This is a genomic window from Arthrobacter sp. TJ-238 (genome assembly GCF_058269215.1).
This window is the reverse complement of sequence record NZ_JBZCNH010000004.1, coordinates 524,746-538,140: the sequence shown is the minus strand read 5'-3', so window position 1 is coordinate 538,140 and position 13,395 is coordinate 524,746. Positions and strand designations below refer to the sequence as shown.

Genomic DNA, 13,395 nt, shown 5'->3' with positions numbered 1-13,395 from the left:
CGATGCAGCACGCAGGGACCGGACAACCCACGCACTGCCCCTACTGCGCCCTCCAGTGCGCCATGACGGTCACCGCGTCGGGCGCGCACGACGGCGGCGCCCGCGTCGACGCCCGCGACTTCCCCACCAACCGCGGCGGACTGTGCCGCAAGGGCTGGTCCGCCGCGGAACTGCTCGACCACCCCGACCGCCTCACCGCACCGCTCCTCCGGGACGCCGACGGCGTCCTACGGGAAGCCGCGTGGGACACCGTCCTGCGCCTCATCAGCGACCGTGTCCGAAGCATCCAGGCCCGGCACGGCCGGGACGCCGTCGCGGTGTTCGGCGGCGGCGGCCTCACCAACGAGAAGGCCTACACGCTCGGCAAGTTCGCCCGCCTCGCACTGCGCACGTCCCGCATCGACTACAACGGGCGGTTCTGCATGTCCTCGGCGGCCGCCGCGGGCAACCGGGCGTTCGGCGTGGACCGCGGGCTCCCCTTCCCCCTCGAGGACCTCGGCGCCGCCTCCGTGGTCCTGCTCCTCGGTTCGAACGCGGCGGACACCATGCCGCCCTTCATCCAGCACCTGCGGGGCGCGCAGGCCGCGGGCGGCCTGGTCGTCGTCGACCCCCGACGGTCCGCGACCGCCCGCCTCACGGACCAGGGCAGGGGCGTCCACCTCCAGCCGACACCCGGCACGGACCTCGTCCTGCTGCTGGGCCTGGCCCACGTGGTGGTGGCCGAGGGGCTGGAGGACCGCCGCTTCCTTGAGGCGCGGACGAGCGGGTACGACGACGTCGCGCGCGGCCTTGCACGGTGGTGGCCCGAGCGCGTGCAGGGCATCACGGGTGTTCCCGCCGCCTCCCTGCGTGCCGTGGCGAGGCTCCTGGCCGCCGGCGCCCGTCGCGGCGCCGACGGTGGGCACGGTGCCTACATCCTGACCGGCCGGGGGATCGAGCAGCACGCGGACGGCACCGACACCACGACGGCCGCGATCAACCTCGCACTGCTCCTCGGACTGCCGGGCACGGCGCACAGCGGCTACGGGACCCTCACGGGCCAGGGCAACGGCCAGGGCGGCCGGGAGCACGGGCAGAAGGCCGACCAGCTGCCCGGATACCGGAAGATCACCGACAAGGCGGCACGAACCCACGTCGCCGGCGTCTGGGGCGTGCCGGAGGAGGCGATCCCCGGGCCCGGGCTGCCCGCCGTCGAACTCCTCGCCTCGCTCGGCGAACCCGGCGGGACGCACTGCCTCTTCGTGCACGGCGCGAATGTCGCGGTCTCCGCGCCCGACGCCGCGACGGTCATCGAGGGCCTGCGCTCCCTCGACCTCCTCGTCGTGTCCGACTTCTTCCTGTCGGAGACCGCCGCCCTGGCGGACGTCGTCCTGCCGGTCCTGCAGTGGGCGGAGGAGGAGGGCACAGTGACGAATCTGGAGGGCAGGGTCCTGCGACGGCGCCCGGCCGTCGGGCCGCCACCCGGCGCCCGCAGCGAGCTGTGGGTCATGCAGGAGCTCGCGCGCCTGCTGGAGGCGCCCTCCCTGTTCAGCGAGGACCCGTCCACCATGTTCGACGAACTCGCCCGCGCCAGCGCCGGCGGCCTCGCCGACTACTCCGGGCTCGACTACGGCGTGCTCGACGGCGCCGACCCCGCGTACTGGCCGTACCCCGCGGGCAGCACGGGGACGCCGCGGCTGTTCCTCGAGGCCTTCGCCCACGCCGGCGGGCGCGCCGTGCTGGTCCCCGTCGTCCCGCGACCCGGCCCCACCGCGGCGCGCCTGCCCGCCCCGCTGCTCCTGGCGACCGGCCGGCTCCTCGAGCACTACCAGTCGGGCACCCAGACACGCCGCGTCCCGGCGCTGCTCGCGGCACAGCCGGCCCCACGGCTCCAGCTCCACCCGTCCACCGCACAGGACCTCGGGATCGCGCAGGGCGATCACGTCGTCGTGACGAGTGCTCAGGGCGAGGCCCGGGCACTGGCCGACCTGACCCCCGACATCCGCCAGGACACCGTCTTCCTCGCGTTCCACTTCGCGGACGCCGGCTCGGCGAACCGCCTGACAGGCAGCAGCACCGACCCGGTGTCCGGCATGCCCGAGTTCAAGACGACGCCCGTCGACGTGGCACGTCTGGCCCCCGTCCCGCACGTCCTGCACGCCGACGGACTGGAGGTCGGTGCATGAACCCCTCCGGGCCCTCCGTCCCGGCCCGCGTCGTCGTCGTCGGCTTCGGGCCCGTCGCGGCGCGGCTCGTCGAACACCTCGAGCCCCTCGTCGCCGCCGGACGGGTCGCGCTGACCGTCCTCGGGCAGGAGCCCGACCCCGCCTACAACCGGGTGCTCGTCGCCGATGTCGCTGTCGGCCGGACCCGCGCAGCCGCCATCGGGCTCGCTGACACGGACGCCCTCCGCGCGGCGGGCGTCGACGTGCGCCTCGGCGCCCGCGTCGACCGGATCGACCGGCCCTTCCGGCGCGTGCTGCTGGCCGACGGTGAGGCGGTCGACTACGACCGGCTGGTCCTCGCGACCGGGTCACGGCCCGTCCGTCCGCGGCTCACCGGCCTGGAGGGGCCGGCCGGGTCCGACGACGCGCACCTGCTCCCGCCGGGCGTGAGCTTCCTCCGCGACCTCTCCGACGCCCGGGCCGTGGCCGCCGCGCTCGCCGCGCAGCAGCGGATCGTGGTGCTGGGCGGCGGCATCCTCGGCATCGAGGCCGCCCTCGCCGCGGCGGAGGAGGGCGGCCGGGTGGCCCTCGTGCACCACGGCCGATCCCCCATGGAACGGCTCCTCGGGGACGGTTCGCGGGTGCTGGCGACGGCGCTGCGGCAGGCCGGCATCACCGTCGTGGCCGGTACGTCCACCGGGATCGAGCTGAAGAACGGGCGCTTCGCGGGCATCGGCCTGGAGGGCGGCACCCGGGTCGACGGCGGGGCACTCGTGCTCGCCTGCGGCGTGCGTCCACGCACCGAACTCGCCGAGGGCTGCGACCTGGCGGTCGCGGACGGCATCCTGGTGGACCACACGCTGCGCGCGGTCGGCACGGACGACATCTGGGCCATCGGCGACTGCGCGGAGGTGTGCTGCCTCCGCAGCTCCTGCAGGGCATGCGCGGGCACCACCGCACCCCAGGGCCTCATCGGCCCGGGCTGGCAGCAGGCGGACGACGTCGGCGCGGCCTTCGTAGCCGAGCTGTCGGGCGACGGGAGGGGGCCTGTGCCCGGACTCCGACCCGCGCCCGGCTCGGACCCCGGCGTGCGGCGCGACCCCGTCGTCGTGCTGAAGGCCCGGGGCGTCGACGCCGTGGCCGCGGGTGAAACGGACGCCGATCCCTGGACGGTGGAGCCCGGACTCACGGTGGCGGAGTGGGCCGACCCCGGGCACGGACGTTACGCGAAGATGGTCACCCGTGACGGTGTCCTGACCGGACTCGTCTGCGTAGGGATGCCGCGCACGGGCGCCGAACTGGTCCTGCTGTTCGAGCGGGGCAGTGAGCTCCCGGCGGACCGCTCCAGCCTGCTGCGGCTCGACAGCGCCGAGGGCCTGCTGACGGCATCCCCTCCCGGACCGGCCGCCACCCTGTGCCGGTGCGCGGGAGTCACCCGGGGCACGGTCCAGGACTCCGTGACGGCCGGCTGCGCCTCCGTCCAGGACGTCTCGGCAGTCACGCGGGCCGGTACCGGGTGCGGCGGGTGCCACGACGGCATCCGGGCCGTCATCGAACAGCACTTCGCCGCGGCGGTCGCATCGTGACCCGGGCTTCCATCCAGCAGCCCGCGCATCGCAGGCGGCCCCGGCTCAGACGTTCAGCCGGTACCCCCGCTTGACGACCGTCTCGACCAGGGCCGGGTCGGGCAGTGACTTCCGCAGGCGGTTGACGCTCATGTCGAGCGCATGAGCCGCGCCGGCCGGGGTGAGGAGGTCCGTCAGGGCCTCCCGGCTGAGGACCGCGCCGCGAGCCGACAGCAGGGCCTTGAAGAGCACGAGCTGCGCGGGTGCGAGGTCCACCTGGGTGTCGTCCACCCGCACGGACCGTCCCCGGACCTCGACCTGGCCGGACCGTGTGCGGAGCTGCTCCACGTGGTGCTCGGCGAGGTGGTCGCAGACGAGCCGGATCAGCGCGCCCATGCGGAACCGCTCGGGGACGATCGGCGTGATGCCGGCGTCGAGCAGCGGCTGCGCCGTCACCGGGCCGACGGCGGCAGCGAGGACGCCGTGCCGGAACCTGTGCACGAGGTCCTCCTGCATGCCCTGCTCGGCCGCGGTGCTGAACATGGCGTCGACCGCCGGGGCGCTCGTGAAGGTGACGCAGTCGAGCTGCCCTGTGCACACGGCCTCGATGAGCCGGGGCAGACGTTCGGAGCCCTCCGGCTTGATCCACCGGTAGGGCGTGACGGTGAGCAGTGTGGCGCCGGCGTTCCGGAGCCGTTCGAGCTGCTGCTCGTCGGCGTAGGCATGCAGCTGGACGCCGATCGTGAGGCCCGCGAGGTCCTCCAGCAGCAACTGGTCCACGAGGGTGGCCGTCGTCTCGTCGGAGCTGATGCCGGCGTCGTCCAGCCCCGCCGCACGCACCGCTCCCCTGGCCTTCGGACCGCGGACGTAGATCCTGCCGCTCCCGAGGACGTCGAGGAGGTCGTCGCCCAGCCCTGCGGCGTCGGCGGCCTCGAACCAGCGGCGCATCCCGTACGCGGTGGTGATGATGAAGAGGTCAGGGCGTGCCGACACCACGGCGGTCGTGTCCGCGAGGAGCGCCACGTCCTCCGCGATCGGCGCGATCTTGAGCGCCGGTGCGTGGAAGACGGATGCGCCCCGCCGCTCGAGCGCATCGATCAGGTCGCCCGACCGGCGGTCCGACGTCACGCCGATGCGGAATCCGGCCAGCTGGCCGCCGGCTCCACCGGAACGAATGGCCTCGGTCATGAGGCCAGCGACTCGGTGAGCCGCGCAAGGTGCGCAGCGCTGCCCTGCAGCTCGAGGCCCACGCGCACCACCTCGCCGATGACCAGGACCGCGGGAGACTGGCAGCGTGCCGCGCCTGCGGCCGTGACGATCGTGGACAGCGTCCCCGACGTCGTCCGCTGCGAGGCGCTGTACCCGCGCTCGACGACGGCGACCGGCATGTCCTGGCGCATCCCCGCCCGGCCGAGACCTGCGACGAGCTGCGGCAGTGTCGAGACGCCCATGAGGACCACGATAGTCCCGCCGAGGCCTGCGAGGTGCAGATGCTCCTCGTCGGTCAGCGGCGCGTGTCCGGAGACCACGGTGAAGAGGTGGCTGACGCCGCGGTGCGTGACGGGGATCCCCGCGGCTGCCGGAACGGCGATCGACGAGCTGATCCCCGGCAGCACTGTGCAGGGCACCCGCGCCTCCAGGCACGCGGCGAGCTCCTCGCTGCCGCGTCCGAACACGAAGGGGTCGCCGCCCTTCAGCCGCACGACGTGCCGCCCTGCGAGGGCGTGCTGCACCAGGAGGGCATTGATGCCGGCCTGCGGTACGCGGTGGTGGCCGGGCAGTTTCCCGACGTCGACGAGCTCCGCCGACGGTGCGATCCCGGCCAGCGACTCCGTGGGCCCGAGCCGGTCGTAGAGGACGACATCGGCGTCCCTCAGCGCGGCGGCCGCGTCGAGGGTGAGGAGCCCCCGGGCGCCGGGGCCGCCACCGACCAGGCTCACGTGCCCGGAGCCGGAGGCGGCCGGCTCCCGGGTCAGGAGCGCGCCGGCCTCCCGACACCGCTGTTGCAGGAGACCGTCGTCGTCCGTGCGCGAGCCCTCCACCCGGACGACGAGGGTCGCACCGTCGAGCGCGCCGAGGGCGGACGCGACCGTGTCGAAGCGGTCGACGTAGGCTCCGGAGGCGCGGTACCGGGCGACGATCCGCCGTGCCGCGCCCGCGGCTCCGAGGACCACCACGCGGCGTCCGGTCAGATCGATGTCGACGTGCACGGCTCAGCCCTCCAGGTTTCCTGTTGCCGGTCCCGTCGGGACGCGGACGGGGATCACTGCTCCCAGACCGACGCGTGCGGCTCCGGCGTCGATCTCCTCCTGTGTCGCAGGTCGGCGCTGGCCGCGCTCCTCGACGAGGACGATCGACTGGTCGGCGGCATCCGGGGCGTTCACGAAGGACCGGAAGCGGCGGAGCCTGTCCGGGTCCTTCAGGGTGGCAGCCCACTCGTCCTCGTAATGCTCGACGTGGCGGGCCATCGCGGCCTCGAGGTCCGCGGCTATCCCGAGCGAGTCGCCGACGACGACGTCGCGCACGTGGTCGAGGCCCCCGTCGAGGTCTTCCATCCAGCGCGCGGTCCGCTGCATCCGGTCGGCGGTGCGGATGTAGTACATGAGGTAGCGGTCGATGTACCGGATGAGGGTCTCACCGTCGAGGTCCTGGGCGAGGAGCTGGGCATGAGCGGGCTGGAAGCCGCCGTTCCCTCCGACGTAGAGGTTCCAGCCCTGGTCGGTGGCGATCACGCCGACGTCCTTGCTCCGGGCCTCCGCGCACTCGCGGGCACAGCCCGACACGCCCATCTTGAACTTGTGCGGGGCCCGCAGCCCGCGATACCGCAACTCCAGGTCGATCGCCATCGCCACGGAGTCCTGCACGCCGAACCGGCACCACGTCGAACCCACGCACGACTTCACGTTCCGCAGCGCCTTGCCGTAGGCCTGGCCGGACTCGAACCCGGCCTCTACGAGGATCTTCCAGATCTCCGGCAGCTGCTCCAGCCGGGCCCCGAAGAGGTCGATCCGCAGTGCGCCGGTCAGCTTCACGTACAGACCGAACTGCTCGGCGACCTGCGCGATGACCGCGAGTTTCTGCGGCGTGATCTCGCCGCCGGGGATGCGGGGCACCACGGAGTAGGTGCCGTTGCGCTGCATGTTCGCGAGCGCACGGTCGTTGGTGTCCTGCAGGGTCCCCCGCCCGCCGTCGAGCACGTACTCCCCGCGCTGGGTGGCGAGGATGGAGCCGATGGCCGGCTTGCAGATGTCGCAGCCGTAGCCGGCCTTCGCCTCCTCGGACGCCCCGAAGCGGCGGAGCACCTCCTGGAAGGACGCGAGGTCGAGGGCCTGGATGGCTTCGAACAGTTCGGGCCGCGACATCGCGAAGTGCTCGCAGATCCCCTTCGGGACTGTGCGTCCGGCCTTCGCGAGTTCGCTGTCGAGCAGCTTCTTGAGCATCGGGACGCAGGAGCCGCACTGCGTCCCGGCGCGCGAGCACGCCTTGAGGGACAGCATGTCGAGCGCGGGCTCGACGGCGGACCCGTCCGGGCCGAGGCCATGGACCGCGGACCGGCAGGCGCCTGCGGTCACGTTGTTGCAGGAGCAGAGGATGACGTCGTCGGGCAGGTCGGACGGCGGGGCATCGCCTCCCGCGGCGGAGGCGAGGTAGGCGCCGGGTTCAGCGGGCAGTTCGCGTCCCAGCAGTGGCCGCAGCGCGGAGTACGGTGCGGCGTCGCCCACGAAGATACCGCCGAGGAGCGTCCTGGCGTCGTCGGTGACCACCAGCTTCTGATACAGCCCCCTGGCAGGGTCGGCGTAGACGATCTCGAGGCTGCCGTCCGTCTCCGCGAGCGCGTCCCCGAAGCTCGCGACCTCGACGCCCGAGAGCTTGAGCTTCGTGGCGGTATCGAACCCGGGAAAGGTGGAGAGCCCTCCGAGGATGCCGTCCGCGCAGACCTCCGCCATGGCGTTCGCCGGAGCCACCAGGCCCATGCTGACGCCCTCGTAGCTCGCCACCTCCCCGATCGCCCACACACCGGGCATCGCCGTCTCGCATGCCGCGCTGATCACCACTCCGCCGCGGGGTGCCACCTCGAGCCCTGCGGCCCGGGCGAGCTCGTCCCGCGGCCGGATGCCGACGGCGAAGACCACGAGGTCGGCCGGGAGGACGGCCCCGTCGCTCAGTGCCACACCCGTGACACAGCCGTCGTCGTCCGTGTTGATGGCGACGGGCGCTCCTCCGCAGTGGATCCCCAGTCCCTTGGCGCTGATGAGCCGTCCGAGCGCCTGGCCGCCGCCCTGGTCGAGCTGCGCGTTCATGAGCCAGCCGGCACGGTTCACCACGGTGGACGCGGCACCGAGCTGCTGGAGCCCGCCGGCGGCCTCGAGGCCGAGGAGGCCGCCGCCGATGACGACGGCGCGGGGCTCCCTGCCGAGCCTCACCGCGAGTCGGGCCGTCTCGGAGCGCAGCCACTGCACGTCGGCGAGCGTCCGGTAGACAGCGGCATGCTTCCCACCCGGCAGGGGCAGGCGCACGGCGTCCGACCCCGTCGCCAGCACGACGTCGTCGTAGGTGTACTTTTCCCCTGACGCGCCTTCGACGCACCGTGCCGCGAGGTCGAGGCGGACCGCTCGTTCCCCCGTCACGAGCCGGATCGCCGGCTCCTGCCACATGAGCGGCTCCCCGAGTCCGAGGTCCACGTCACCGGTCAGGGCGCTGCTCAGCGCCACGCGATCGTACGGTGCGTGGGCCTCCTCGGCCAGGACGGTGATATGCAGTCCGTCGGTGCCGCGCCGCCACAGCGCCTCGACGAACCGGTGGGCGGCGGGCCCACCGCCCACGACGACGACGCGCCGTTCGCGTGGCGCGGCACCCGCCTCGGCGTGCCGGGGTGATCGGGTCTCGCTCATGTGGTGCCTTCCGTCCGGACCGGGGCGCTCCCGCTGCTCTCTCTTCCTCCACGGTACGAACAGGCAATTTCCCGCGTGTGTCGCCGATGTGTCGCAAGGTTAACTTCGGGCTCACGGGCCGGGACCTCCACCGTGAGGCGGACGTTACCGCGGCGCAACAGCGCCGGGACGTCGATGACACCTCGGCGGCCTAGCGTTGCAGGAACGCATCCGCCATTGAGGAGAACGCAATGACCGAGCTCATCCTGCAGCGTCCTGCCCCCTCGGACACCTCATGGGTCGCCGTCTGCCGCCTCGACGACCTCGAGGAGTGCTGGGGTGAGGCGGCCCTGATGGGCCAGGAGCAGATCGCCCTGTTCCGGCTGCCCGGCGACCAGGTGCACGCTGTCGGAAACATCGATCCGCGCACCCGGGCAGCCGTCATGGCAAGGGGGATCGTCGGGTCGCGGGGGACGGCACCCACCATCGCCTCGCCCCTCCACAAGGAGGTCTACGACCTGGTGAGCGGGGCTTGCCTTTCAGGAGGGAAGGGCCTCCGCACCTATCCGGTGCGATGCGTGGACGGCGTCGTCGAGGTCGACGCGGCCGCCTGAGCGGTGGAGGGTGCTTCGATGGCCGGCATGACCGCGAGCCGGGCACCCGACGGCCCACCCGTCCTGATCGCGGGCTCCCATGGCACCCACAACGCCCGGGGTCGACGGGAGATCGACGCCGTGCGCGCGGGCTGCGACAGACCGTGCCGGGCACAGGCCTCGTCGTGCGTCCGCAGCGGCACCGCCCGCGTGGACTGACGGCGGCCCGCCGGCCAGGTTACGCGCCCCTGGAGCGCTTCAGCCTGGCATGTCCGCCGCGGCTCGTGCGGCGGCTTCGACACGGCTCGCATACCGCGCCCGCTCCTCGGCGCCGAGGTCCCCGAGGTTGGGGTCGCCCGGCCCGCGGCCGATCGATCCGTCGATGAGTTCGCGCAGGATGTCGGCGTGCCCGGCGTGCTGGGCGATCTCGGAGACCACGTGGACGAGAACCGTGTGGAGGGTGACCTCGCGCCGCTCCTCGGGCCACCACGGGACGGTGCCCCGTGCGTCGAGCGGCAGCGCCTCGATGGTGGCATCGCTGTGGGCGGCCGAGAAGGCGTGGAAGGCGAGGATGGCGTCGCGCGACTCACCGGGCGTCGCCCACATGTCCGCCTCGGCCTCGGCGTCCTCGCTCATCCAGGGGAACGACCGCTCACTCGGACGCCCGAAGACCTCGCCGAAGTACTCGAGCTGCACCGACGCCACATGCTTGACGAGCCCGAGCAGATTGGTGCCCGAGGGCACCAGGGGCCGGCGGAGGTCGTACTCACCCAGCCCGTCGAGCTTGCCGGCGAGCTCGGCGCGTCGTCGTTGCAGGACCAGGAGAAGGGTTGCCTTCTGCTGCTCCTGATCGTCGTCGGTAGTGCTGGTGTCCACGCGGGCACTGTAGCCGGGCAGGGCGGGCGACGGAAGGAGACCCTCCGACGGCCGGTCCGTCAGACGGCGGGCTCGAGGGACAGCCGGTCCTCTACGGTGGCGGCGAGCTCCTCGGCGATGCGCTGGGCGGTCGCGATGTCGGTCGCCTCGACCATCACCCGCACCACGGGCTCGGTACCGGACGGACGCAGCAGCACACGGCCGGTCTCGCCGAGCAGTGCCTCGGCCCCGCGCACGGCAGCCTGCACCCCCTCGTCGGAGTTCGCCGCCGTGCGGTCGACGCCCCGCACGTTGATGAGCACCTGCGGGAGCCTGGTCATGACCGCCGCCAGTTCCTTGAGGCTCTGGCCGGTGCCGGTGATGCGTGCCGCGAGCTGCAGGCCGGTGAGCACGCCGTCACCCGTGGTGGCGTGGTCGGCGAAGATCACGTGGCCGGACTGCTCGCCGCCGAGACTGTAGTCGCCGTCGCGCATCCCCTCGAGGACGTAGCGGTCGCCCACTGCGGTCTCCTTGATGGTGATGCCGGCGTCACGCAGGGCGAGCTTCAGTCCGAGGTTGCTCATCACGGTGGCCACGAGCGTGTCCTCCCTGAGCTTCCCGGCGTCCCTCATGGCAAGCGCCATGACGGCCATGATCTGGTCTCCGTCCACCACGGTGCCCTCGTGGTCCACGGCGAGGCAGCGATCGGCGTCGCCGTCGTGTGCGATGCCGAGATCGGCACCGTGCTCGACGACGGCCGCCTGCAGCTTCTCGAGGTGCGTGGAGCCGTAGCCGTCGTTGATGTTGACGCCGTCGGGAGTGGCGCCGATGACCACGATGTCCGCACCGGCGTTCCGGAAGACCTCGGGCGAGCAGCCGCTGGCGGCTCCGTGGGCACAGTCGATGACGACCTTCAGCCCATCGAGCCGGTTCGGCAGGGTCTGGAGCAGGTGGACCACGTAGCGGTCCTCGGCGTCGGCGAAGCGCTGGATACGTCCCACGTCGCCGGCCACCGGACGGCGCACGGGGTTGGCCATCTCGGCCTCGATGGCGTCCTCGAGGGCGTCGCTGAGTTTGTTGCCGCCGCGGGCGAGGAACTTGATGCCGTTGTCAGGCGCCGCGTTGTGGGAGGCGGAGATCATGACGCCGAAGTCGGCGTCGAGGTCGGCCACGAGGAAGGCAGCAGCAGGCGTGGGCAGCACACCGGCGTCGTACACGTCCACACCGGAACTCGCCAGACCGGCCTCGACGGCAGCTGCGATGAACTCGCCGCTGATACGGGGGTCGCGGGCGATCACCGCGGTGGGGCGGCGTCCGCCCTCGACGGCGTTATGACCGAGGACGACAGCGGCCGCCTGGGCCAGCTGCAGGGACAGTTCGGCCGTGATCAGGCCGTTGGCCAGGCCGCGCACGCCGTCGGTGCCGAATAACTTGCTCATCGTTGATCATCCTAGGTAAAGAACAGAAAACTGCTACTGGTGGTACTCATGAGGTTAAAGCACAATGCCCGTCCGGAAGCCCGGACGGGCATTGAAATTTGTCCTGCCCCGAAAAGATCTGGGTCCCGGGGTAGGCAGGACCTAGCGCTTGGAGTACTGAGGCGCCTTGCGTGCCTTCTTGAGACCGGCCTTCTTGCGCTCGATGACGCGGGCGTCACGGGTCAGGAAGCCTGCCTTCTTGAGGGCGGGGCGGTTGTTCTCGCGGTCGATCTCGTTCAGCGTGCGCGCCACACCGAGGCGGAGGGCACCGGCCTGGCCGGAGGGTCCACCACCGTGGATGCGGGCAATGACGTCGTAGGCGCCGTCGAGCTCGAGGAGCTTGAAGGGGTCGTTGACTTCCTGCTGGTGCAGCTTGTTCGGGAAGTAGTCGGCGAGCTCGCGCCCGTTGACGATCCACTTGCCGGTGCCGGGGACGAGGCGCACGCGGGCGACAGCTTCCTTGCGGCGTCCTACGGCTCCGCCGCCGACGGTCAGCGCGGGACGCTCCTTGACGGCGGTCTCGCCACCTTCGGTGGACTCTGAGGTGTAGCTCGTGAGCTCCTCAGTCGGTTCATTCAGCTCTTCAGTGTTCTGAGCCACGGTTCTCCTTGAAGTGATTTCTTAGTACTGGTGGCCAGGACTACTGGGCGACCTGGGTGATTTCGAACGTCTGGGGCTGCTGCGCGGCGTGGGGGTGCTCGGCGCCGCGGTAGACCTTCAGCTTGCCGATCTGCTGGGCGGCGAGCGAGTTCTTGGGAAGCATGCCGCGGATCGCCTTCTCGACTGCGCGCTCCGGGTTCTTGTCCAGGAGTTCCACATAGCTGGTCGACTTCAGGCCGCCCGGGTAGCCCGAGTGGCGGTAGGCGCGCTTCTGCTCGAGCTTGGAGCCGGTGAGGGCTACCTTCTCGGCGTTGATGATGATGACGAAATCGCCCATGTCCATGTGGGGAGCGAAGGTCGGCTTGTGCTTACCGCGGAGCAGGATTGCGGTCTGGCTGGCAAGACGGCCGAGGACGACGTCGGTTGCATCGATTACGTGCCACTGGCGGTTGATGTCGCCTGGCTTCGGGGTGTACGTACGCACGGTTATGGCCTTCGTTTCTATTTCGGTGTCGCCCGCATCCACGGAGATCTCCGTGCCCGCGGGCTCAGCTTATTCATGCGCTACCGGAACTTCAGGTGAGGGCTGAAATACGACCAGTCATCCCGTGAATCTCGGCTCCGCCTCCGGGCCAGGTGGTTCTGCAACTGAACCGCTCCGTGAGGCGCAGACGTATCGAGAAGGGATACGCACAACGACTTCCAAGAATAGCGTGCCGCGCTGCCATGGGTCAAAATGAGCCGGCCTACCGGTCCACCCGGCCGGATCGAGGTCCAAGCCCGACGGCGCCGGTCGGAGCGTGGGCGGCTGCGGCCGCCGGCACGACGGCGTACGGCAGTGCGAGCGCAGGTTCTGCTCAGGAGCGGTGCAGCATTGCGAGCATTCACTCAGGATCGGGGCAGATCCGGTGTGCGACGGGGTTCTGTCGCTACTTTTCTGGCAGTGCTGGCGCTGGGCCAGCCGCACCGTCCCCCCTCAGGAGTCTCATCATGTTCCTCGTCTCGAACACCCGCATGCACATCCTCCCCCGCCTGGTCCGCAAGGAAGACGGCGCCACCGCCGTCGAGTACGGCATCATGGTCGCGCTCATCGCCGTCGTCATCATCGCCGCGGTCACGCTGCTTGGCGGCGGACTCAAGACGTCCTTCGTCAAGGCATCCTGTGCAATTACAGGCGGCACCTTCTCCGCTGGCAGCCCGGCCGTAGCTGGTACTGGCGGCGGCGCTGGCACTGCTGCGGTCGACGCGAGCTGCGCTGCCGCGTAAGTTCACTCCCCTGTCCGTCGATG

General features: G+C 71.5%; 12 protein-coding genes. 5 read left to right on the top strand and 7 right to left on the bottom strand.

Going from position 1 to position 13,395, the window contains the following annotated elements:
* Positions 1-2: 2 nt before the first annotated feature.
* Positions 3-2,165, top strand: coding sequence for a molybdopterin oxidoreductase family protein (locus AC4D2O_RS11505; RefSeq protein WP_490907472.1), 2,163 nt, complete (start codon positions 3-5; stop codon positions 2,163-2,165).
* A complete protein-coding gene (locus AC4D2O_RS11500) occupies positions 2,162-3,730 on the top strand; it encodes an FAD-dependent oxidoreductase (RefSeq protein WP_490907471.1) in 1,569 nt (522 codons plus the stop codon). The genes AC4D2O_RS11505 and AC4D2O_RS11500 overlap by 4 nt, the downstream gene beginning before the upstream one ends.
* Positions 3,731-3,775: 45 nt before the next feature.
* On the opposite strand, the gene AC4D2O_RS11495 is transcribed toward AC4D2O_RS11500, so the two are convergent.
* From AC4D2O_RS11495 to nirB, 3 genes are read right to left on the bottom strand one after another with little or no spacing between them, the layout of a single operon-like run.
* Complete coding sequence (locus AC4D2O_RS11495) at positions 3,776-4,897, bottom strand: uroporphyrinogen-III synthase (protein ID WP_490907470.1); 1,122 nt, start codon at positions 4,895-4,897, stop codon at positions 3,776-3,778.
* Positions 4,894-5,919 (bottom strand): uroporphyrinogen-III C-methyltransferase, encoded by a 1,026-nt coding sequence (gene cobA / locus AC4D2O_RS11490; protein WP_490907469.1) that lies wholly within the window; start codon positions 5,917-5,919, stop codon positions 4,894-4,896. Before cobA ends, AC4D2O_RS11495 begins: the two co-directional genes overlap by 4 nt.
* A 3-nt stretch (positions 5,920-5,922) precedes the next feature.
* Positions 5,923-8,601, bottom strand: a complete 2,679-nt coding sequence (gene nirB / locus AC4D2O_RS11485) for a nitrite reductase large subunit NirB (RefSeq protein WP_490907468.1) — start codon at positions 8,599-8,601, stop codon at positions 5,923-5,925.
* 230 nt (positions 8,602-8,831) lie between these two features.
* Between nirB and nirD the strand changes: the two genes are divergently transcribed.
* Entirely contained in the window at positions 8,832-9,194 is a 363-nt protein-coding gene (gene nirD / locus AC4D2O_RS11480) for a nitrite reductase small subunit NirD (RefSeq protein ID WP_490907466.1), read from the top strand.
* A gap of 18 nt (positions 9,195-9,212) precedes the next feature.
* Complete coding sequence (locus AC4D2O_RS11475; protein WP_490907464.1) at positions 9,213-9,392, top strand: hypothetical protein; 180 nt, start codon at positions 9,213-9,215, stop codon at positions 9,390-9,392.
* Between the two features lie 39 nt (positions 9,393-9,431).
* Here the strand turns inward: AC4D2O_RS11475 and AC4D2O_RS11470 are convergent, their stop codons facing one another.
* The 4 genes from AC4D2O_RS11470 to rplM form a co-directional block, all read right to left on the bottom strand.
* On the bottom strand, positions 9,432-10,049 hold the full coding sequence (locus AC4D2O_RS11470; protein ID WP_490907463.1) for a DinB family protein: 618 nt from the start codon (positions 10,047-10,049) through the stop codon (positions 9,432-9,434).
* 59 nt (positions 10,050-10,108) lie between these two features.
* On the bottom strand, positions 10,109-11,467 hold the full coding sequence (gene glmM, locus AC4D2O_RS11465; protein ID WP_490907461.1) for a phosphoglucosamine mutase: 1,359 nt from the start codon (positions 11,465-11,467) through the stop codon (positions 10,109-10,111).
* 141 nt (positions 11,468-11,608) lie between these two features.
* The gene (gene rpsI, locus AC4D2O_RS11460; RefSeq protein WP_490907459.1) at positions 11,609-12,106 is read right to left on the bottom strand and encodes a 30S ribosomal protein S9; all 498 of its coding nucleotides are present in this window, start codon (positions 12,104-12,106) and stop codon (positions 11,609-11,611) included.
* Between the two features lie 40 nt (positions 12,107-12,146).
* Complete coding sequence (gene rplM / locus AC4D2O_RS11455; RefSeq protein WP_334210673.1) at positions 12,147-12,590, bottom strand: 50S ribosomal protein L13; 444 nt, start codon at positions 12,588-12,590, stop codon at positions 12,147-12,149.
* Between the two features lie 506 nt (positions 12,591-13,096).
* Here rplM and AC4D2O_RS11450 point away from each other — a divergent pair.
* Positions 13,097-13,372, top strand: a complete 276-nt coding sequence (locus tag AC4D2O_RS11450) for a Flp family type IVb pilin (protein WP_490907455.1) — start codon at positions 13,097-13,099, stop codon at positions 13,370-13,372.
* Positions 13,373-13,395 lie beyond the last annotated feature (23 nt).